Source organism: Kitasatospora sp. NPDC001664, assembly GCF_053596675.1.
The window spans coordinates 240698-260617 of sequence record NZ_JBSFGS010000011.1; the positions used below are offsets into that span (position 1 = coordinate 240698).

The 19920-nt window shown below is 73.0% G+C and carries 18 protein-coding genes and 1 rRNA gene; 14 read left to right on the top strand and 5 right to left on the bottom strand.

Features of this window, described 5'->3' with window-relative positions; all coding sequences use genetic code 11:
* Window positions 1-120 precede the first annotated feature (120 nt).
* Window positions 121-789 carry a FadR/GntR family transcriptional regulator gene (locus ACWCYY_RS17890; protein ID WP_449796550.1) on the bottom strand — a complete coding sequence of 223 codons (669 nt, stop codon included), beginning with the start codon at window positions 787-789 and terminating at the stop codon, window positions 121-123.
* 85 nt (window positions 790-874) lie between these two features.
* On the opposite strand from ACWCYY_RS17890, the gene ACWCYY_RS17895 reads away from it, so the two are divergent.
* The 3 genes from ACWCYY_RS17895 (at window position 875) to ACWCYY_RS17905 (ending at window position 2908) form a co-directional block, all read left to right on the top strand.
* Window positions 875-2137 (top strand): MFS transporter, encoded by a 1263-nt coding sequence (locus tag ACWCYY_RS17895; protein WP_345290741.1) that lies wholly within the window; start codon window positions 875-877, stop codon window positions 2135-2137.
* Window positions 2138-2181: 44 nt separating this feature from the next.
* Entirely contained in the window at window positions 2182-2304 is a 123-nt protein-coding gene (locus ACWCYY_RS17900; RefSeq protein ID WP_345290740.1) for an SGM_5486 family transporter-associated protein, read from the top strand.
* Between the two features lie 73 nt (window positions 2305-2377).
* A complete protein-coding gene (locus tag ACWCYY_RS17905) occupies window positions 2378-2908 on the top strand; it encodes a SixA phosphatase family protein (protein WP_345290739.1) in 531 nt (176 codons plus the stop codon).
* Window positions 2909-3081: 173 nt separating this feature from the next.
* Here ACWCYY_RS17905 and serB read toward each other — a convergent pair whose 3' ends face one another.
* Window positions 3082-4329, bottom strand: a complete 1248-nt coding sequence (gene serB / locus ACWCYY_RS17910; protein WP_449796551.1) for a phosphoserine phosphatase SerB — start codon at window positions 4327-4329, stop codon at window positions 3082-3084.
* A 173-nt stretch (window positions 4330-4502) separates the two neighbouring features.
* On the opposite strand from serB, the gene ACWCYY_RS17915 reads away from it, so the two are divergent.
* The 3 genes from ACWCYY_RS17915 (at window position 4503) to ACWCYY_RS17925 (ending at window position 8847) form a co-directional block, all read left to right on the top strand.
* Entirely contained in the window at window positions 4503-6911 is a 2409-nt protein-coding gene (locus ACWCYY_RS17915) for an FHA domain-containing protein (protein WP_345290738.1), read from the top strand.
* A gap of 144 nt (window positions 6912-7055) precedes the next feature.
* Window positions 7056-8207 (top strand): GAF domain-containing sensor histidine kinase, encoded by a 1152-nt coding sequence (locus ACWCYY_RS17920; protein ID WP_345290737.1) that lies wholly within the window; start codon window positions 7056-7058, stop codon window positions 8205-8207.
* Window positions 8200-8847 (top strand): response regulator transcription factor, encoded by a 648-nt coding sequence (locus tag ACWCYY_RS17925; protein WP_345290736.1) that lies wholly within the window; start codon window positions 8200-8202, stop codon window positions 8845-8847. Before ACWCYY_RS17920 ends, ACWCYY_RS17925 begins: the two co-directional genes overlap by 8 nt.
* A gap of 19 nt (window positions 8848-8866) precedes the next feature.
* On the opposite strand, the gene ACWCYY_RS17930 is transcribed toward ACWCYY_RS17925, so the two are convergent.
* The gene (locus tag ACWCYY_RS17930) at window positions 8867-10627 is read right to left on the bottom strand and encodes a glycosyl hydrolase family 28-related protein (protein WP_345290735.1); all 1761 of its coding nucleotides are present in this window, start codon (window positions 10625-10627) and stop codon (window positions 8867-8869) included.
* Window positions 10628-10720: 93 nt separating this feature from the next.
* Window positions 10721-11521, bottom strand: a complete 801-nt coding sequence (locus tag ACWCYY_RS17935) for a hypothetical protein (protein WP_345290734.1) — start codon at window positions 11519-11521, stop codon at window positions 10721-10723.
* A gap of 123 nt (window positions 11522-11644) precedes the next feature.
* Between ACWCYY_RS17935 and ACWCYY_RS17940 the strand changes: the two genes are divergently transcribed.
* From ACWCYY_RS17940 to ACWCYY_RS17965, 6 genes are all read left to right on the top strand, one after another.
* A complete protein-coding gene (locus tag ACWCYY_RS17940) occupies window positions 11645-12436 on the top strand; it encodes an ABC transporter ATP-binding protein (RefSeq protein WP_345290733.1) in 792 nt (263 codons plus the stop codon).
* Window positions 12437-12570: 134 nt separating this feature from the next.
* Entirely contained in the window at window positions 12571-12993 is a 423-nt protein-coding gene (locus ACWCYY_RS17945) for an NfeD family protein (protein ID WP_345290732.1), read from the top strand.
* A gap of 10 nt (window positions 12994-13003) precedes the next feature.
* Window positions 13004-14038 carry an SPFH domain-containing protein gene (locus tag ACWCYY_RS17950; RefSeq protein WP_345290731.1) on the top strand — a complete coding sequence of 345 codons (1035 nt, stop codon included), beginning with the start codon at window positions 13004-13006 and terminating at the stop codon, window positions 14036-14038.
* Between the two features lie 170 nt (window positions 14039-14208).
* Window positions 14209-14967, top strand: coding sequence for a sulfite exporter TauE/SafE family protein (locus tag ACWCYY_RS17955; RefSeq protein WP_380149087.1), 759 nt, complete (start codon window positions 14209-14211; stop codon window positions 14965-14967).
* Window positions 14968-15002: 35 nt separating this feature from the next.
* Window positions 15003-15299, top strand: coding sequence for a 4a-hydroxytetrahydrobiopterin dehydratase (locus ACWCYY_RS17960; RefSeq protein WP_380149089.1), 297 nt, complete (start codon window positions 15003-15005; stop codon window positions 15297-15299).
* A gap of 110 nt (window positions 15300-15409) precedes the next feature.
* Window positions 15410-17146, top strand: coding sequence for an outer membrane protein assembly factor BamB family protein (locus ACWCYY_RS17965; protein WP_449796552.1), 1737 nt, complete (start codon window positions 15410-15412; stop codon window positions 17144-17146).
* Between the two features lie 118 nt (window positions 17147-17264).
* Here the strand turns inward: ACWCYY_RS17965 and ACWCYY_RS17970 are convergent, their stop codons facing one another.
* A complete protein-coding gene (locus ACWCYY_RS17970) occupies window positions 17265-17786 on the bottom strand; it encodes an HNH endonuclease (RefSeq protein WP_380149092.1) in 522 nt (173 codons plus the stop codon).
* 264 nt (window positions 17787-18050) lie between these two features.
* On the opposite strand from ACWCYY_RS17970, the gene tyrS reads away from it, so the two are divergent.
* Entirely contained in the window at window positions 18051-19316 is a 1266-nt protein-coding gene (tyrS, locus tag ACWCYY_RS17975; RefSeq protein ID WP_449796553.1) for a tyrosine--tRNA ligase, read from the top strand.
* A 511-nt stretch (window positions 19317-19827) separates the two neighbouring features.
* Window positions 19828-19920, top strand: a 16S ribosomal RNA gene (locus ACWCYY_RS17980); the annotation flags it as partial.

Consider the following 19920-nt stretch of genomic DNA (forward strand, 5'->3'; position numbering starts at 1 on the left):
GAGGAACTGCGCGAAGCGGGAGAAGTGAAGCTCAGCTTCTTCCGCCGCGCGCAGTTCCTCGCGCCCCTGGGCTCGTAGGTGGTGATCCTCGCGCGAAGCTCTGGCCAGTAGGTGGCCGCGCTACGCGTCCGTGCAGACCCCGATCGCCCGCCCCGCCTCGACCGAGGCCTTCGCGGCGTCGCGCTCCCGCACCGCCGCCAGGATCCCGTCGTGGCTGACGTACCGTTCGGCGATCAGCTCCGGCCCGACGTCGTGCCGCAGGTGAGCCCGCGTCACCTCGCCGAGGTCCGCGTACACCGCCGCCAGCACGTCGTTGTGGGCGGCGGCCACCACCGCCTGGTGGAACGCGGCGTCGGCCTGGATGAAGTCCTCCGTCTCACCGGAGTGCCACGCCGCCTCCCGCCGCTCCAGCGCGGTCCCGATCAGCTCCAGGTCCCGTTCGCTGCGCCGCACCGCCGCCAACCCCGCCGCCGAGGTCTCCAGCACCGCCCGCAGCTCCGCCACCTGCTCCTGGTCGGCGTCCGCGAAGCGACGGTGCATCACCCCGGCCAGCTCGCTGGTGGCGAGCACGTACGTCCCCGAGCCCTGCCGGATGTCGAGCAGCCCGTTGTGGGCGAGCGCGCGGACGGCCTCCCGGACGGTGTTCCGGGCCACCCCCAGCTGCTCCACCAACGCGGACTCGGTCGGGATGCGGGCCCCGACCGGCCACTCGCCGGAGGTGATCTGAGCCCGGAGCTGGGCGATCACCTGGTCGGAGAGCGGGGTGCGGCGGGTGGTCGACAGCGCCATCGGACTCCCTGTCAGTTCTTCGTGCGGGACCCCTTCAGGATACCGGGGTGCCCAAAATTCATCCCATCATTCTATGATGGGGCGCATGCAGACCGCCAAGACCACCGAAGCCGAGGCGACCACCACCGCCGTACGCACCTCTCCCCGCCCCGCCGCCCACCGCCTCGGCTGGCTGCTGGCCCTGGCCGTCGCGGTCGCCGCGCTCAACCTCCGCCCGGTGGTCACCAGCCTCGGCCCGATGCTCGACCAGGTCCGCTCCGACCTGCACATGAGCGCCACGGTGGCCGGCCTGCTCACCGCCGTCCCCTCGCTCTGCTTCGCCGTCTTCGGCCTGGCCGCCCCCGCGCTGGCGCGGCGGCTCGGCCCGGTGGTGGTGGTCACGGCCGGCCTCGGCGCCATCGCGCTCGGCGTGCTGGCCCGCTCGTTCGCCGGCGGCACGGCGGTCTTCCTGCTGCTCACCGCCGTCGCCCTGGCCGGCGTCGCGGTGGCCAACGTGCTGATCCCGGTGGTGATCAAGCGGTACTTCCCGAACCACGTCGGCCCGATGATCGGCCTCTACTCGATGGCGCTCTCGGTCGGCACCGCGGCCGCCGCCGCCCTCACCGTCCCGATGACCACCGCCCTCGGCGGCAGTTGGCGCGAGGGCCTGGGCGTCTGGGGCCTGCTGGCCGTGGCGGCCGTGCTGCTCTGGCTGGTCACGCTCCTGCTCCGCCGCGACACCCGCCGCTCGGCGGCCTCCGCCACGGCGACCCCGTCGGCCACCACCAGGCTCCCGATCACCCGCAGCCGCACCGCCTGGGCCCTCGGCGCCTTCTTCGGCCTCCAGGCCACCAGTGCGTACGCCACCATGGGCTGGCTGCCCACCATCTACAAGGACGCCGGGGTCTCGGCCGGCACCGCCGGCGTGCTGCTCGCCCTGGTGATGGCGATCAGCGTGCCCGCCTCCTTCGTCCTCCCCAACCTGGCCGCCCGCCGCGGCGAGCAGGGCCTCTTCGTGGTGGTCCTCGCCCTGTGCGGCATCGCCGGCTTCACCGGCCTGGCCCTCGCCGCCGGCACCGTCCCCTGGCTCTGGGCGATCCTGGTCGGCCTCTCGATGTGCGCCTTCCCGCTCGCCCTCACCATGATCGGCCTGCGCGCCCGCACCCCGGGCGGCGTCACCCAGCTCTCCGCCTTCGCCCAGAGCCTCGGCTACCTGATCTCCATCCCGGGCCCGATCCTGGTCGGCTCGATCTACCAGAGCACCGGCCAGTGGTACCTGCCGCTCGGCTTCCTCGCCCTGCTGCTGGTCCCGCAGATGGCCTTCGGCATCCGGGCCGGCAAGGCCCGCCACGTCGAGGACGAGGGCTGACCCCGGGGGAGTCCACCGCCGTAAGCGGATGCGAGACTCCTCCCATGCCCGTCCTCGAACCGAACCCCCCGAACGGTCAGAAGAAGCTCCTCCAGCTCCTCGGCCTGATCGCCGCCCTCGTCGTGGTGATCGCGATCCTCGCCAGCTTCGCCAACGACATGGGCTGACGCCGCCACCCCCAGGAGTGGTGGGCACGGGGAGCGCCGCGCCCGACCGGGGGTTTTCTGGAAAGCTCTGGGTATGAGCGCCGACACCCTCCGAAGGATCATCGTTCTCCGCCACGCCAAGGCCGACTGGCCCAACGGCGTGGACGACCACGAGCGGCCGCTGGCCGACCGGGGCCGTCACCAGGCCCCGGACGCCGGCCGGTGGCTGACCGACTCCGGCATCAATCCCGACTACGTGCTCTGCTCCACCGCCCTGCGCACCCGGGAGACCTGGAAGCTCGCCGCCCACGAGCTGCCCAAGCGCCCCCGCAAGACGGTCTACGAGGACCGGATCTACGAGGCCAGCCCCGGCGAGATCATCGCCGTCCTCCAGGAGACCCCGGACGACCACCACGACCTCATCCTGGTCGGCCACAACCCGGGCGTGCTCGGCCTCACCCAGATCCTCGCTGGCGACCAGGGCGACCCCGACGCCCTCACCCGCCTCACCCGAGGCGGCTTCCCCACCGCCGCCATCGCCGTCCTCTCCTTCACCACCCCCTGGAAGACCGTCGAACCGGGCATCGCCACCCTCGACACCTTCCACACCCCGCACGAGGACTGACGCGACGTCAGGGGCCCCGACCGTTCCGACGGTCGGGGCCCCTGACGTGCGACGGTTCGATCGTCCGCCGGATCAGTCCTCGGTGGGGGTGCCGTCCAGGGCGTCGGCGCTTCCGCTTCTTCGGGGGTGAGGCCCTTCGTCCGCCTGCCCCTTCCCCGCCCCGCCGGAGGCGGTCAGTCCTCGGTCGGGGTGCCGTCCAGGGCGTCGGCGGCTTCGACCTCTTCGCGGGTGATGCCCAGCAGGTAGAGGACGGCGTCGAGCCAGGGGACGTTGACCGCGGTGTCGGCGGCCTCGCGGACGACGGGCTTGGCGTTGAAGGCGACGCCGAGGCCGGCCGCGTTGAGCATGTCGAGGTCGTTGGCCCCGTCGCCGATGGCGACGGTCTGCTCCAGGGGGACGCGGGCCTGCTCGGCGAAGCGGGCGAGCCAGCGGGCCTTGCCGGCGCGGTCGACGATCTCGCCGGTGACGCGGCCGGTGAACTTGCCGTCGACCACCTCGAGGGTGTTGGCGGCGGCGTAGTCGAGGCCGAGCTGCTCGACCAGGTGGTCGGTGACCTGGGTGAAGCCGCCGGAGACGATGGCGACCTGGAAGCCGAGGCGGCGCAGCGTACGGACCAGGGTGCGGGCGCCGGGCGTGAAGCGGACCTCGGTGCGGACCTTCTCGGTGACGGCGGCGTCCAGGCCGGCCAGCAGGGCGACCCGGGCGCGCAGGGACTCGGCGAAGTCCAGCTCGCCGGCCATCGCCGCGGCGGTCACGGCGGCGACCTCCTCCTCGCAGCCGGCGTGCGCGGCGAAGAGCTCGATCACCTCGTCCTGGATCAGGGTGGAGTCCACGTCCATGACGACCAGCCGCTTGGCCCGCCGCTGCAGCCCGGCCCGGACGACCGCGATGTCGACCCGCTGGGCGGCGGCCTCGGTGACCAGGACGGAGCGCAGCTCCTCGGTGGGCACGCCGGAGACGGCCAGTTCGACGGCGGTGACGGGGTACTTGGCGAGGCGGAAGACGCGGTCGATGTTGCCGCCGGCGTCGGTGATGCGGCCGGTCAGGGCGGCGGTGGCGGCGGCGGTCAGGGGGTGGCCGAGCACGGTGACGTGGGAGCGGCCCTCGCGGCGCGGGGCGTTGTCGCCGGTGCCGGAGATGATCTCGGCCTGGAGCTTGAGCTCCTCCGCCCAGCGGTGGACGGTCGAGCGGAGCGCGCCCTCCGCGCCGGGGCCGCCCTGGGGGGTGGCGATCAGGGCGCAGAGCGTGATGCGCCCCCGGGTGACCATCTGCTCGATGTCGATGACGTCCACGCCGAACGCGCCGAGCGTGCTGAACAGTCCGGAGGTGATCCCGGGACGGTCCTTGCCGAAGACCTTGACCAGCAAGGTGCGCTCATCGTCGTACGACCGGGGCAGCGGGGGGAGGGGCGCAGCGTTCATGGTGCCTCCCACGCTACCGGGCCGCCTGACCGCGCCCGCAACGGCGTCCGCCCTCTGGACCAACGCGCGGACGAACGGTGGGGGAACAGTGACCGGCTGACAGCGCCCGCACCGGGGTACTGGAAAGATGGCGCCCCGTCAGGGGTCGGGACCGGCGGGGGGAAGAGCGGGACGTGGCACAGCTCGAAGTGGTGGTCGGCGGGCGGAGGGTGGTCCTCGATCCGGCGCGTTCGTACTCGGTGGGACGCGATCCGGCGGCGGACCTGCGGATCGACGACGCCCGGGTCTCCTGGCGGCACGCCACCATCGGCCACCAGGGCGACGGCTGGCACCTCACCGACCACGGCTCCACCAACGGCACCTACCACCGGAACGAGCGCACCGGGCGCATACCGCTCCGGCCCGGTACCGAGGTCCGCCTGGGCAGTGCGGCCAGCGGCCCGGTGCTGAGTTTCGCCGCCCCGCAGGTGCCCTGGCACGCGGCCGTCACCAAGCGCGGCGAGGCGCCCAAGCAGGCCTTCCCGGCCGCAGCGTTCCCCGCCGCAGCGTTCCCGGCCGCCGCGTTCCCGCGCCAGGAGCCCCCGACGGTGGTGCGCAGCCTGGCCGCGTACACCCGCACCATCCGGATCGGCCGGGCCCTGGACAACGACGTGGTGCTGACCGACCTGCTGGTCTCCCGCCACCACGCCGAGCTGCGCCAACTCCCGAACGGCGACTGGGAGGTGGTCGACCTCGGGGCGAACAACGGGGTCTACCTGAACGGCCTCCCGGTGCAGCGCGCCCGGGTCGGCGAGCAGGACCGCCTCACCATCGGCCGCTCCGGCTTCGCCCTGGTCGGCGGCCAGCTCCAGGAGTACGTGGACGACGGCGCGGTGACCTTCTCGGCCCGCCACCTCACCGTCGAGGTGGAGCACAAGGGCAAGCGCCGCACCCTGCTGGACGACGTCGGCTTCACCGTCCCGGAGAAGTCCCTGGTCGCGGTGGTCGGCCCGTCCGGCTCCGGCAAGTCGACCCTGCTGCGCGCGCTCACCGGCTACCGCCCGGCCGACGCCGGCCAGGTGCTGTACGACGGGCGCGACCTCTACCGGCAGTTCGCCGAACTCCGGGCCCGGATCGGCCTGGTGCCGCAGTCCGAGATCCTGCACCGCGAGCTGACGGTGCGCAGCGCCCTGCGCTACGCCGCCGAGCTGCGCTTCCCCGGGGACACCGAGGCGGCCGAGCGCGAGCGCCGGATCGAGGAGGTGCTGTACGAGCTGCGCCTGGACCAGCGGGCCGACCAGCGGATCAGCGCGCTCTCCGGCGGCCAGCAGAAGCGCGTCAGCGTCGCCCTGGAGCTGCTCACCAAGCCCTCGCTGATCTTCCTGGACGAGCCGACCTCCGGCCTGGACCCGGGCATGGACCGCGAGGTGATGCAGACCCTGCGCACCCTGGCCGACGACGGCCGGACCGTCCTGGTGGTCACCCACTCGGTGGCCGAACTCGGGCTCTGCGACCGGGTGTTGGTGCTCGCCCCGGGCGGTTCGGTGGCCTACTTCGGGCCGCCCGCCGAGGCGCTGTACTTCTTCGGCTACCCGAGCTGGGCGGACGTCTTCCAGGCCTTCGAGAACCACCCCGGCCACGACTGGGCCGGCCGCTACCGGGGCTCCCCGCACCACCAGGAGTACTCCGCCGACTCGATCGCCACCCCGCTGCCCGCGCTCCCCGTACGGCGCGGCGGCGCCGAGCCGCCCCGCCCGCGCAGCTGGGGCGCGCAGCTGTGGACCCTGGTCCGCCGCTACCTGGCGGTGCTCGGCACCGACCGGGGCTTCCTGGCACTCTCGCTGCTGCTGCCGCTGGTGCTCGGCGGGGTCAGCGCGGTGATCCCGGACCCGTGCGGTCTGGTCGCCTGCGAGGGGGCGGGCCCCAAGGCGGTGAACGGCGGCGCGCGGATGATCCTGCTGGTGCTCGCGGTCGGCGCCTGTCTGGCCGGAGCGGCCAACTCCGTCCGCGAGCTGATCAAGGAACGGCCGGTCTACGAACGGGAACGGGCCACCGGCCTGTCCAGATCCGCCTACCTCACCTCCAAGGTGGTGGTGCTCGGCGCCGTCAGCCTGGTGCAGGGCGGGCTGATCTCGGCGATCGGCTTCGGGGCGCGCGAACTCCCCTCGGAGGGACTGCTGCTGACGGGTGCTCCGGCGCTGGAGCTGGGGATCGGGGTGACCCTGCTCGGCCTCGTCTCGATGATGGTCGGCCTGGTCATCTCCGCCCTGGTGCGCACCGCCGAGAAGACCATGCCGCTGCTGGTGATGTTCGCCATCGTCCAACTGGTCTTCACCGGCGCGGTGTTCCGGCTCTACGACGAGCCCGGCCTGGAGCAGTTCGCCTGGCTGATGCCCGCCCGCTGGGCCGTCGCGGCCGGGGCCACCACCCTCGACCTCGGCCGGATCTCCCCGACCGCCCCCGAACCGGACGGCCTCTGGGCTCACGAGCCGGGGCAGCTGCTGCTCAACTGGGCGGTCCTGGTGGCCTTCGCGGTCCTGCTCGGCCTGCTGCTGGCCCGGCTCCAGCGCCGCCACGAGCCCGAGGTGATGCAGCGCGGCTGAGCACCGTGCGGGCCCCGGGGGGAGTACCGGAGCTCCGGTAGCGCGGCCGAGGACCTGCGGAGGTACGCGCCGCCCGGACCGGGACCATGGACCTAGACCCGATGCCTCATGCCCGCCCCCGGGCCCCGGCGGTAGCGTGGCCCCATGCCGGAACCGTGTGACCAGCCCGCCTGCGACCCCAACCTCAGCGGCATCGAGGCCGTCAGCAGCGCCGTGCTGGCGATGAGCCGCCACCTGGAGGTGCGCGAGGTGCTGCGGCGGATCACCGCCGAGGCCCGCGCCCTGCTGGGCGCCGAGTACGCCGCCCTCGGCGTGCCGGACGACCACGGCGGCTTCGCCCAGTTCGTGGTGGACGGCGTCAGCGACGAGCAGTGGAAGGCGATCGGCCCGCTGCCCCGCCAGCACGGGGTGCTCGCCGCGATGCTGCACCGGATGGAGCCGACCCGGCTGGCGGACGTCCGGCACGCCCCCGACTTCGAGGGCTGGCCCAGCGCCCACCCCGACATGAAGGACTTCCTCGGCGTGCCGATCGTGGACGGCACCGAGATCCTCGGCGCCGTCTTCCTGGCCAACAAGGAGGGCGGCTTCACCGCCCACGACGAGGAGCTGCTGCGCATCCTGGCCGCCCACGCCGCCATCGCGCTCGGCAACGCCCGCCTCTACGAGCGCAGCCGCGAGCTCACCCTGGCCGGCGAGCGGGCCCGGATCGCCCACGACCTGCACGACGCCGTCTCGCAGAAGCTCTTCTCGCTGCGCCTGACCGCCAAGGCCGCCGCCAAGCTGGTCGACCGCGACCCGGACCGGGCCCGCGCCGAACTGGCCGAGGTCGCCCGGCTGGCCGCCGAGGCCGCCGACGAACTGCGCACCGTGGTGGTCGAGTTGCGCCCCGCCGCACTGGACGAGGACGGTCTGGTGCCGACCCTGGCCTCCCAGGTCCAGGTCCTCGACCGGGCCCACACCGCCTCCGTCCGCTTCACCGCCGACGGCGTCCGCGCGCTGCCCCCGGCCCAGGAGGCGGCGGTGCTGCGGGTCGCCCAGGAGGCGCTGCACAACGCACTGCGCCACTCCGGCGCCGGGGCCGTGGCGGTCACCCTGACCGGCACCCCGTCGCGCGGCGCCCGCCTGCGGGTGGCCGACGACGGCCAGGGCTTCGACCCGGACGCCGTCCGCCGGGCCGGCCGCCACCTCGGCCTGGTCTCCATGCGGGACCGGGCGGCTGCCGTCGGCGGCACCCTGTCGCTGGAATCCGCCCCCGGCCGGGGCACCGTCATCGAGCTGGAGGTCCCCGGTGCCTGACACCGCGTCACCGATCCGCGTCCTGCTGGTGGACGACCACCAGGTGGTCCGACGGGGCCTGCGCACCTTCCTGGAGGTGCAGGACGACATCGAGGTGGTGGGGGAGGCCGCCGACGGTGCCGAAGGCGTGGAGCGGATCCTCGCCCTCGCCCCCGACGTCGTGCTGATGGACCTCAAGATGCCCACGGTGGACGGCATCGAGGCGCTCAAGCTGCTCCGCGAGGGCGGCTCCGAGGCCAAGGTGCTGATCGTCACCAGCTTCACCGAGCAGCGCACCATGGTGCCCGCCCTGCGGGCCGGCGCCTGCGGCTACGTCTACAAGGACGTGGACCCGGAGGCGCTGGCCGGCGCGATCCGCTCGGTGCACGCCGGCCACGTCCTGCTCCAGCCGGAGCTGGCCACCGCCCTGCTCTCCGACGACACCCCGCGCGCCCCGCAGGGCCGCGGCGGCAGCCTCACCGACCGCGAGCGCGAGGTGCTCTCGCACATCGCCGACGGCCGCTCCAACCGCGAGATCGCCCGGGCGCTCCACCTGTCCGAGAAGACCGTGAAGACCCACGTCAGCAACATCCTGATGAAGCTCGACCTGGCCGACCGCACCCAGGCCGCCCTCTGGGCGGTCCGCAACGCGGCCGGCTGACGGGTCGGCTGACGGGCCGTCAGGCGGGCTCGACCACCAGCCAGGCGACCACCGAGGCGTCCCCGGCCGTCCCCCGGACCGCGAAGGACACCCCGGCCGTCCGCCCGGAGACGTACGCGACCCCGGGGGTGGCGCTCGAACCCGCCGCCGACTGCGCCGTCAGGAAGACCCGGCTGCGCGCCGTCACGGCCGTCGTGGGCACCGTCACCTCGGCGGTCCCGTTCAGGGTCAGCGTGCCCATCCGCGCGCTGCTCCCTCCCTCGCTCACCCGCAGGCCCTGACCCAGGCTCAGGGCCTGGTCGGTACGGAGCACCCCGGGGCCGGAGCGCTGGAGCACGGTGTCGGCCGCCGCCGCGCCGTCGCTCCACTCCATCCGGCCGGAGGCGCCCAGCGCGAAGCGGGTCCGGGCCTCGCCGGCCACGGCGGCCTTGAGCACGTTGCTCGCGGCGGTGCCGGTCTGCAGCCGGACCAACGGCTGGTTGACGTTGGAGCCGCTGTTGTCCAGCGCCAGCGCCGTCCGGTCGTCCTGCGCCACCGCGACGCCGTACGCGGCGGTGGCGCCCCAGCGGTTGCGGTCCGCCGTCACCGGGGCGGAGGTCGGGCCGGTGGCCAGCCCCAGGCCCGGGTCCAGCCGCAGCAGCCCGTTCCCGCCGCCGTCCAGCACCGGGGCCTCGGCGGCCTGGAGGTAGCCGCCGGAGACGGAGACGAAGGAGGAGTTCGTCACCGCCAGGCCGTACTGCGGGGTGGAGGCGTTGGCGCCGCCGTCGTCGGTGCCGGGGAAGACCGCCAGGCCGGAGACCGCCACCGGCAGGGTGGTGCCGAGCGCCTGGAACCCGGCGTACCCGCCGCCCCCGGCCCCGCCGTTGCGGCCGTCCCGACGGAGCATCAGGCCGTTGAGCACCAGCGGGCCGGTGCCGGTGGCGTTCACCAGCACGCCGTTGTACGCGTTGCGGTCGGTGGAGAGGTTGGTGGCCGAGCAGCCGCCCGCGCCGTTGCCGGTGGTCCAGGCACCGGTGAACTCGAAGCCGTGGTGGCCGTTCCACTCCGCCCGGCAGCTGACGAAGTGCGAGTTGGCGGCGTTGTTGACGTAGAAGCCGCTCTTGCCGCAGCCGATCGCCTCCAGGTCGATCCAGGTGCAGTCGGTCATCGAGAGGTTGAAGCCGAAGCCGCCGCAGGCGTTGGCCACCACCCGGGTGCCGCGCCAGCTGTAGGCGATGCCGGAGGAGTTGTACGAGGCGGTGACGCCGTTGCCGCCGACCCGGAACACGGCCACGTCCTGGAGCACCACGCCGTGCACGTGGCCGAGGGCCCGGATGCCGGCCACGGTGTTCCCGGCCGGCAGCCGGGAGCCGTCCACGGTCACCTCGGTCAGCCGCTGCTCGTTGCTCACCACCGGGTAGCCGCCGGTGGCCCGGTCGACGAAGCGGATCACCGCGTCGCCGGTGAACGAGGCCAGCGGCCGGACCGAGCAGGCCAGCAGGTCCAGGTGGGTGCCGTGGCTGCCGCGCAGCGTGACACCGGGCGGCACCACCAGCGGGGCCGAGGTGGCGTACACGCCGGGCGGCAGCAGCACCACGCCGCCGACCGGGCACGCGGCCAGCGCCGAGTTGACCGCGGCGGTGTCGTCGGTGCTGCCGTCACCGGCCGCGCCGTAGGGCGCGGCGGTCACGTCGAGCCACGGGGCGGCGGCGGTGGCCGCGGCGGCCGGCGAGGCGGCGGCCAGGCCGGCCGCGCCCGCCCCGGCCGCCGCGAACAGGAGCTTGCGTCGGGTCGCGTGCATGGAGGTCCCCCCGGAGGTCATCGGTGATCGCCGGGGGAGTCTGCCACGCACACCTGACGGGGTGTCGACCGCTTTCGGGCCAGCCGGCCGGTCTCAGCCCCGCTCGTCCACCAGGGCGTTGTACGCCGCCGCCTTGGCCCGCCGCGTGGTGCGGCCGAGGGGAGCCAGCACCTCCCGGCGGGCGGCCATCTCGGAGGCGGAGACGGCCGCGCCGTCGCCGTGCCCGAGGGCGATCCAGAGCAGTGCGGAGATCTGCCGGGCCGACTCCAGCACCCGCACCGCCCGGGGCGGGTAGCCCGGCGCCAGCAGTTCGGTGTGGCCCCGGCGGCGCCACTGGTCCAGCGCCCGCAGCGCCTGCGGGCCGGCGCCGGCCACGTCCAGCTTGGTGAGCATCAGGGTGGTCTCGCGCAGCCCGTCGGCCAGCTCGCGCTCGGCCTCGTGCAGTGACGGCACGTCAGCCGGAGGCGCGTCGTTCACCGCAGAGCAGCGCCAGAGCACCCGGACGCCCTGGTCGCCGGCGGGTCCGTAGACCTCCACCTCGGGCACGAAGCCGATCGGCAGGCCGACCACGAGCACCGCCTCGCCGGCCACCATCGCGGCGTCGTTGAACCCGGCCGGGCCGGTCAGCCCGAGCGGGTGGCCGGAGACCGGCAGGGCCAGCCGCAGCCCGGTCGCCCCGAGCACCCGCAGCCGCCCCAGGGCCCAGGTGAGCCCGTGCAGTTCGCCCTCGGCGTCGCCGGGCAGGCCGGTCACCCGGTGGCTGTCGTCGGCCCCGGCCACGGCGGTGGCCGCGTGGTCGGGGGAGGTGTGGCCGGTCAGCAGCGCATTGCCCCACGCTGCCAGGCGCCCGGAGCGCGGCTCTTCGTACGGATTGTCGGCGGCAAAGGCAGGCATCCGGCCAGCCTACGGAAAGTACGGCCATCCGCGTGGCGTAGGTTTGGACAGCAATCCCGAGGGCCCGGCGCCCGGGGCCCTCGGACACCGCCCAATTTTTCTTGCTTTGGGGAAGGCGTAGGCATGAGCGACGTGCTGGAACTGGTGGACGTATCCGTGGTCCGGGAGGGGCGCGCGCTGGTCGATCAGGTCTCCTGGTCCATCAACGAGGGCGAGCGCTGGGTCATCCTCGGCCCGAACGGAGCGGGCAAGACCACCCTCCTCCAGGTCGCCTCCACCTACCTGCACCCCACCTCCGGCTCCGCCGCCGTGCTCGGCGAGAAGCTCGGCGAGGTCGACGTCTTCGAGCTGCGCGCCCGGATCGGCCTGGCCTCCGCCTCCCTGCTGGACAAGCTCCCCGCCCAGCAGACCGTGCTGCAGACCGTGCTCACCGCCGCCTACGGCATGACCGCCACCTGGAACGAGGAGTACGAGAACACCGACTCGTACCGCGCCCTCGCGCTGCTCGACCGGCTCGGCATGTCGGCCCTGGTGGAGCGGAAGTTCGGCACCCTCTCCGAGGGCGAGCGCAAGCGCACCATGATCGCCCGCGCCCTGATGACCGACCCCGAGCTGCTGCTGCTGGACGAGCCGGCGGCCGGCCTGGACCTCGGCGGCCGCGAGGACCTGATCCGCCGTCTCGGCGCGCTGGCCCAGGACGAGTTCGCCCCGGCGATGGCGATGGTCACCCACCACGTGGAGGAGATCGTCCCCGGCTTCACCCACGTCCTGATGATCCGCCGGGGCAAGGTCCTCACCGCCGGCCCGATCGACACCGAGCTGACGGCCCGCAACCTCTCGCTCTGCTTCGGCCTCCCGCTCACCCTGGAGCGCCACGGCGACCGCTGGGCCGCCCAGGGCCTCCCGCTGGGCTGACCGGGGCTGCTGAACGGCGCTGAACGCACGGAACACGGACTGAACCGGGGCCGGTCGCACATGCGGCCGGTTTCCGCCCGTCCACCTGCGGGAACTTTCCGCCGGGAGAGACCTCGCCTCCCTAGGATGGACCCGTGGACAGCTGGATCTGGTGGCTCCTGGCCGCAGTCGGACTTTGCATACCGCTGGTGCTCACCGCGATGCCGGAGTTCGCCATGTTCGCGGTCGGCGCCGGCATCACCGCGGGGGCCTCGGCCCTCGGCATCGGCGTGACCGGGCAGTTCCTGATCTTCGTCGGGACCTCGGCCGCCCAACTGGTGTTCGTCCGGCCGATCGTGCGCCGCCAGTTGGAGAAGGGGCCGCAGCTCAGGACGGGCGTCGATGCGCTCACCGGGGCCACCGCCATCGTGCAGGAGCAGGTCGACGGGCAGGGAGGGCGGATCAAGCTGAACGGCGAGATCTGGTCGGCCCGTGCCCTGCACCCCGGCAGCGTCTACGAGCCGGGGCAGCAGGTCGACGTCGTCGAAATCCAGGGCGCCACCGCCCTGGTCGTCTAGGGGAGAACGAGTGGAACCCGTCCTGATCGTCCTGATCGTCCTGGTCGTGGTGGCCTTCATCGCACTGATCAAGACGATCCAGGTGATCCCGCAGGCCAGCGCAGCCATCGTGGAGCGGTTCGGCCGCTACACCCGCACGCTGAACGCCGGCCTGAACATCGTCGTCCCGTTCATCGACCGGGTGCGGAACCGGATCGACCTGCGCGAGCAGGTCGTCCCCTTCCCGCCCCAGCCGGTGATCACCCAGGACAACCTGGTGGTGAACATCGACACGGTGATCTACTACCAGGTCACCGACGCCCGGGCCGCCACCTACGAGGTGGCCAGCTACATCCAGGCGATCGAGCAGCTCACCGTCACCACGCTGCGCAACATCATCGGCTCGATGGACCTGGAGTCCACCCTGACGTCCCGTGAGGTGATCAACGCGGGGCTGCGCGGCGTCCTCGACGAGGCCACCGGCAAGTGGGGCATCCGGGTCAACCGCGTCGAGCTCAAGGCGATCGAGCCGCCGACCTCCATCCAGGACTCGATGGAGAAGCAGATGCGCGCCGACCGCGACAAGCGCGCGGCGATCCTCACCGCCGAGGGTGCCCGGCAGGCCGCCATCCTCCGCGCCGAGGGCGACAAGCAGGCCGAGGTGCTCAAGGCCGAGGGTGAGGCGCAGGCCGCGGTGCTCCGCGCCGACGGTGAGGCCGCCGCCATCCGGACCGTCTTCGAGGCGATCCACGACGGCGACGCCGACCAGAAGCTGCTGGCCTACCAGTACCTGCAGACCCTGCCCGAGCTGGCCAAGGGCGACTCCAACAAGCTCTGGATCATCCCGAGCGAGGTCGGCGACGCGCTCAAGGGCCTCGGCGGCGCCTTCACCGGCCTCAACCCGAACGCCAACGGCAGCGGCGCGGCCCCGGCGGCCACCTCCGTCCCGGTCGACCGCCCCTCCGTCCCGCCGACCGCCGGCCCGCGCCCGGTCGACACCGAGAAGGGCGCCGCCCGCCCCCGGGTGGAGCCCAGCCGCGAGTACCCCAAGCTCGACCCCGAGTAGGCCGCACCGCCGACGGGCCCGTTCCCCTGCCGGGGAGCGGGCCCGTTCGCGTATCGGACGGCACTATCCGCCGGGCCCCGCCCTGATGCATGATCGGCGGACGAATCGTCCGGACGTCCGGCTGCGAGCCGCCCGAGTGCCGTGGACCGGACCAGGGAGGGGAAACACGCATGACGCTCTGGGAGGACCTCGCGGTCCTGCTCGCCGGGGTCGCCGCCGGGACCATCAACACCGTGGTCGGCTCCGGCACCCTGATCACCTTCCCGGTGCTGCTCGCCTTCGGCGTGCCACCGGTCACCGCCAACGTCTCCAACACCATCGGCCTGGTGCCCGGCAGCCTCAGCGGCGCCATCGGCTACCGGGAGGAGCTCAAGGGCACCGCCCCCCAGCTGCTCCGGCTCGGCACCGCCTCGCTGCTCGGCGGCCTGCTCGGCGCCTGGCTGCTGATCGAGCTGCCCGGCTCCGCCTTCGACGCGATCGTGCCGGTGCTCATCCTGCTCGCGCTGGTCCTGGTCGTGATCCAGCCACGCGTCGCCCGCGCGATGGCCGCCCGCACCCGGGACGGCGAACCCCGCGGCATCGGCCCGGTCCTGCTGACCGGCGTCTTCCTGGCCGGCATCTACGGCGGCTACTTCGGCGCCGCCCAGGGCGTGCTGCTGATCGCCATGCTCGGCATGCTGCTCCAGGATCCGATGCAGAAGCTCAACGGCATCAAGAACGTGCTCGCCATGGTCGTCAACGGCGTGGCCGCGGTCTTCTTCCTCTTCACCTCCGAGATCGACTGGCTGGTGGTCGCCCTGATCGCGGTCGGCTCCACCATCGGCGGCCAGGTCGGCGCCAAGGTCGGCCGCCGCCTCTCGCCGGTCGCGCTGCGCGCCCTGATCGTCGTGGTCGGCCTGGTCGCCGTGACCCGGATGCTCCTCACCTGACCGCGCCCTCGTGCCGCCCTGCGTAGCCTGACGGCATGACCGATCGCACCCTGCTGACCGAGGCTCAGATCACCGAGGGCCTGGCCGCCCTCCCGGAGTGGACCCGGGAGGGCGGCAGCATCGTCCGCACCGCCGAGACCGCGAGCTTCCCCACCGCCATCGCCGTGGTGGACACCGTGGCCCTGGCCGCCGAGCAGCTCGACCACCACCCGGACATCGACATCCGCTGGCGCACCCTGCGGTTCGTCCTCTCCACCCACAGCGCCGGCGGCCTCACCGCCCTCGACCTCACCATGGCCGCCCGCATCGACCAGGCACTGCGCGCCCTCTGACGCCCCGTCGCACGCCGCCCGGATGCCCGAAAAGCGCCGGTTCCGGGCGGGATGCCCCCGAGGGCGTGAGATGCTGGCACCCGCACCACGCAGTCGGACGGACGGATCGCATGGCCCAGGACTACCCCGGCCCCGCCGGGCAGGACCCGGTCGGCTACGACTACCAGCCGGGCTGGTACCCGACCCAGGAGCAGCCGCAGTACCAGCCGCAGGAGCAGTACGCGGGTCATCAGCAGTACTACGACCCCTCGCCGTACGCGCCGACGGACTACCAGGAGCCGCCGGCCGCACCGGCCTTCGAGCCCGCGGTGCCGCCTGCGGCCGTGTCCGTGCCGTCGCCCTCGCCGTCGCCGGAGGCGCCCGCCGCCGCGGCGGCCGTCGCCCTGCCGACGCAGGGACGCCGCGCGGCCCGCGCCGCCGCCAAGGGGTCGGGCAAGGGTTCGGGGAAGGGCCCGGCCAAGGGCACCGGCAGGACCTCCGCCGGCTCACCGGTCGACCGGGTCAAGGAGCTGGTCGGCTCCGCCCTCTCCGGCGAGCACGCCCCCGGCAAGCGCGCCCTGCTGATCCGCGCCGGCGCGGGCGTCGCCGCCCTCGGCGTGCTGGTCGCCGCCGCGCTGACGGTCACCGGCGACCAGGACGAGGAGACCGCCGCGGCCGGCCCCGCCACCGCCCCGAAGACCTTCAGCGTCGCGCACGCCAAGTCCTGGACCGCCCAGCCGGCCAACACCCCGGCCGCCGGCGCCGACGACACCCTGCTCGGCAGCTGGATCACCGGCGACGCGGTCGTCCGTGCCGACTCCACCGGCGTGCACGCCTACGCGCTCGCCGACGGCAAGCCCACCTGGACGGTCACCCCGCCCGCCGACGGCGCCGTCCCCTGCGGCCTCTCACCCACCGTCAACTCCGACGGCCTGGGCGCCGCGCTGTTCCGCACCTCGGCCGACCCCAAGAGCCCCTGCACCCTGCTCGCCGCCGTCGACACCAAGACCGGCAAGAACGCCTGGACCAAGCCCGTCTCGGACGCCAAGGACAACTACACCGCCCACGCCGCGGTACTGGCCGACCGGATCGTGGTGGTCGGCGACGACCGCGCCGCCGCCTGGGCCGCCGCGGACGGCAAGGACCTCTGGGCGTACGCCGGGCAGGGCCAGTTCTGCACCCTGAGCGGCACCGCCGCCGGCAACCGGGTGCTGCTCCACAGCACCTGTGCCGACAGCAACCCCAACGACCAGGCCGTCGCGCTCAACGCCGCCGACGGCAAGGTGCACTGGTGGCGCGGGCTCAACAACCAGCCCAAGACCGTCACCGTGCTCTCCGCCGAACCGGCCGTGGTGCTCACCACCGGAGGCGCCCCCGCCGACGACCGGATCTTCGCCTGGGGCGACAGCGGCGACCCGGCCACCGAGATCCCGCTCAGCACCGACGGCGGCCGCCTCGAAGCCACCCGGGGCGCACTCTCCGCCACCCCCTCGGTCTTCTTCCACGAGCAGACCCTGGCCACCACCCTCACCCCCGGGAACGGCGGACAGCCGGTGGCGGTCGCGTACGACCTCACCACCGGCAAGCAGAAGTGGAGGACCCCGGTCAGCGAGAAGGGCAAGACCGCCCCGATCGGCCTGGCCGACGGAGCCCTGCTGCTCGCCACCGACGAACGCCTCGACCAGCCGGCCCACCTCAGCCGCTACCCCCTCACCGACGGCCGCGCCGCCGCCGGCGGCGGCTTCGCCCAGGGCACCGGCTCACTGCTCACCTCGGGCCGACTGCTGACGGGCGGTGGCAAGGTCGTGGCGGTGCCTGAGCACTCCACCAACTTCGGCCTCGCCACCGCCTTCCAGGCCAAGGGCTGAACCCCCGCCTGTCACGGCCCGGAACCGACGGCCCGTCAGTTCCGGGCATCACTGGCGGGCCGACCTGTCCCCCGACCGGGTCGGCCCACCAGGGCTCTTCGTCCTACTCCGGCCGCCCTCAGGCGACCGCCATCGCGGCCGCCGGCAGCCACGGGGCCAGCTCCGCCATGTCCGAGCTGCGCAGCCCGAGCGCCAGCATCAGCGTGGCCTCCGGCGTCGGCTCGAACGGCTGCCGCAGCAGCCGCATCCCCGCCTGCTCCGGCGTCCGGTCCGCCTTGCGCTGGTTGTCCTCGGCGCAGGCCGCGACCGTGTTCATCCAGGAGTCCGCCCCGCCACGCGACTTCGGCTGCAGGTGGTCCACCGTGGTGGCCCGCCGCCCGCAGTACGCGCAGAGGAACTGGTCCCTCGTCAGCACACCGCGCCGCGACCACGGGGCCCGTTGTCGGAACGGCACCCGGACGTACCGTTGGAGCCTGATCACCCGCGGCACCGGTACGGACACCCCCGAACCGCGCACCATGCCGAGCGGATGCGCGTGCTCGACCACCGCCTTGTCCTGCAGCACCAGAACCACGGCGCGCTTGAGCGACACCGTCGTCAGCGGTTCGTAGCTCGCGTTCAGCACCAGCGTGTTGCGCACCTCGGGCCACCTTCCTGCGGACCGTGCCCGACGGCACGCCCGTCCAGAACCTGTCCGCCGGTCGGCGGTACTCCACTCTGAACGGCGGCCCCTGCTGCGAACAACGGAATTTTCCGTACTGCACCGGCCGGTCAGCCGGACGGGACGGAAACCCGCTGGCCCGGACCGCGTAGGCTCTTGCACGCTGGAACCGTCCCCCCGCCGGGCCCGACCGAACGGACCCGACCACGCGGCGGGACGCCCGACCGAAGGAGAAGCGTGACCGTGACGGACATCGTCGACGAGCTGCGGTGGCGAGGGCTGATCGCCCTGTCCACCGACGAGGACGCACTGCGCAAGGCGTTCGCGGACGGCCCGGTCACGTTCTATTGCGGCTTCGACCCGACGGCCCCCAGCCTGCACCTCGGCAACCTGGTGCAGATCCTGACCATGCGCCGCATCCAGCAGGCCGGCAACCTCCCGCTCGGCCTGGTCGGCGGCGCCACCGGCCTGATCGGCGACCCCAAGCCCACCGCCGAGCGCGTCCTCAACGACCCCGAGACTGTGGCCGCCTGGGTCGAGCGCCTGCGTGGCCAGATCTCGCGCTTCCTCGACTTCGAGGGCGAGTACGCGGCCCGCATGGTCAACAACCTGGACTGGACCTCGGGCATCTCGGCCATCGGCCTGCTGCGCGACATCGGCAAGTACTTCCGGGTCAACAACATGATCGCCAAGGAGGCCGTCGCCCGACGGCTCAACTCCGAGGCCGGCATCTCCTACACCGAGTTCAGCTACCAGGTCCTCCAGGGCATGGACTACCTGGAGCTCAACCGCCGCTACAACTGCACCCTGCAGACCGGCGGCAGCGACCAGTGGGGCAACCTCACCGCCGGCACCGACCTGATCCGCAAGGCCGAGGGCAAGTCCGCCCACGCCCTCGCGACCCCGCTGATCGTGAAGGCCGACGGCACGAAGTTCGGCAAGACCGAGTCCGGCACGATCTGGCTGGACCCGGAGCTGACCACCCCCTACGCCTTCTACCAGTTCTGGCTGAACGCGGACGACCGGGACGTGGCCAACTTCCTGCGCATCTTCTCCTTCCGCTCGAAGGAGGAGGTCGAGGAGCTGGAGCGCGAGACCACCGAGCGCCCGCAGGCCCGCCTCGCCCAGCGCGCGCTGGCCGAGGAGCTCACCACCCTGGTCCACGGCGCCGAGCAGTACGAGCGCGCGGTCGCCGCGTCCAAGGCCCTCTTCGGCCAGGGCGCCCTCGCCGACCTGGACCCCGCCACCCTGGCGGCGTCCCTCGCCGAGGTCCCCAAGGGCAAGGTCACCGAGCTGCTCCCGATCGTCGACCTCCTGGTCGAGGCCGGCCTGGCCCCCAGCCGCTCCGGCGCCCGACGCACCATCAAGGAGGGCGGCGCCTACCTCAACAACGAGAAGGTGACCGACGAGGAGGCCGTCCCGGTCGCCTCCGACCTCCTGCACGGCCGCTGGCTCGTCCTGCGGCGCGGCAAGCGCAACATCGCGGCCATCGAGGTCGCTGCGGAGTAGCGGATCAGGTGGCTGAAACCGCACGGCGGCTGAGCTGCTGAGACTCCACCGAGGGGCCGGATCGAGCCAGATCCGGCCCCTCGTGTTTGACGCGGGCGAAACGTTGCCCTAACGTAGTCCGAGTTGCCCCGAGGGCCGAGCGGAAACTCCCGAAATCGAATTCGAGAGCGGAAAAACGGCCCGAGAAACTCTGGTAGAGTTCGGGGGCGCCGAAAGGCGAAGAGCGAAATCGGAAAGCGAAACTCCGGGAAATCGGAGCGGAAAACGTCTGATAAGCTCGAAACACGAACGAAGCGCCCGGAGGGCCCGCTGGAAGGCGGACCGAAGGAAGCCACCGTTCCTTGAGAACTCAACAGCGTGCCAAAAGTCAACGCCAGATATGTTGACATCCCCGGCCTCACCTTCTGGTGGGGTTGGAGATTCCTTTAAAGTAAGACACTAGCGAGGACGCAGTGCGCAGGATCACCTTATTCCGGTGGTTGCTGTGCCGCTCTTCCGAGGTGCGAAAGCATTCACGGAGAGTTTGATCCTGGCTCAGGACGAACGCTGGCGGCGTGCTTAACACATGCAAGTCGAACGGTGAAGCCCTTCGGGGTGGATCAGT

Coding starts and splice junctions, on each gene's coding strand:
- ACWCYY_RS17935 (WP_345290734.1), bottom strand. CDS start 11,521: ATGCCTGCCTTTGCCGCCGACAATCCGTACGAAGAGCCGCGCTCCGGG.
- ACWCYY_RS17920 (WP_345290737.1), top strand. CDS start 7,056: ATGCCGGAACCGTGTGACCAGCCCGCCTGCGACCCCAACCTCAGCGGC.
- ACWCYY_RS17955 (WP_380149087.1), top strand. CDS start 14,209: ATGACGCTCTGGGAGGACCTCGCGGTCCTGCTCGCCGGGGTCGCCGCC.
- ACWCYY_RS17960 (WP_380149089.1), top strand. CDS start 15,003: ATGACCGATCGCACCCTGCTGACCGAGGCTCAGATCACCGAGGGCCTG.
- ACWCYY_RS17900 (WP_345290740.1), top strand. CDS start 2,182: ATGCCCGTCCTCGAACCGAACCCCCCGAACGGTCAGAAGAAGCTCCTC.
- ACWCYY_RS17890 (WP_449796550.1), bottom strand. CDS start 789: ATGGCGCTGTCGACCACCCGCCGCACCCCGCTCTCCGACCAGGTGATC.
- ACWCYY_RS17930 (WP_345290735.1), bottom strand. CDS start 10,627: ATGCACGCGACCCGACGCAAGCTCCTGTTCGCGGCGGCCGGGGCGGGC.
- ACWCYY_RS17965 (WP_449796552.1), top strand. CDS start 15,410: ATGGCCCAGGACTACCCCGGCCCCGCCGGGCAGGACCCGGTCGGCTAC.
- ACWCYY_RS17895 (WP_345290741.1), top strand. CDS start 875: ATGCAGACCGCCAAGACCACCGAAGCCGAGGCGACCACCACCGCCGTA.
- ACWCYY_RS17905 (WP_345290739.1), top strand. CDS start 2,378: ATGAGCGCCGACACCCTCCGAAGGATCATCGTTCTCCGCCACGCCAAG.
- ACWCYY_RS17940 (WP_345290733.1), top strand. CDS start 11,645: ATGAGCGACGTGCTGGAACTGGTGGACGTATCCGTGGTCCGGGAGGGG.
- serB (WP_449796551.1), bottom strand. CDS start 4,329: ATGAACGCTGCGCCCCTCCCCCCGCTGCCCCGGTCGTACGACGATGAG.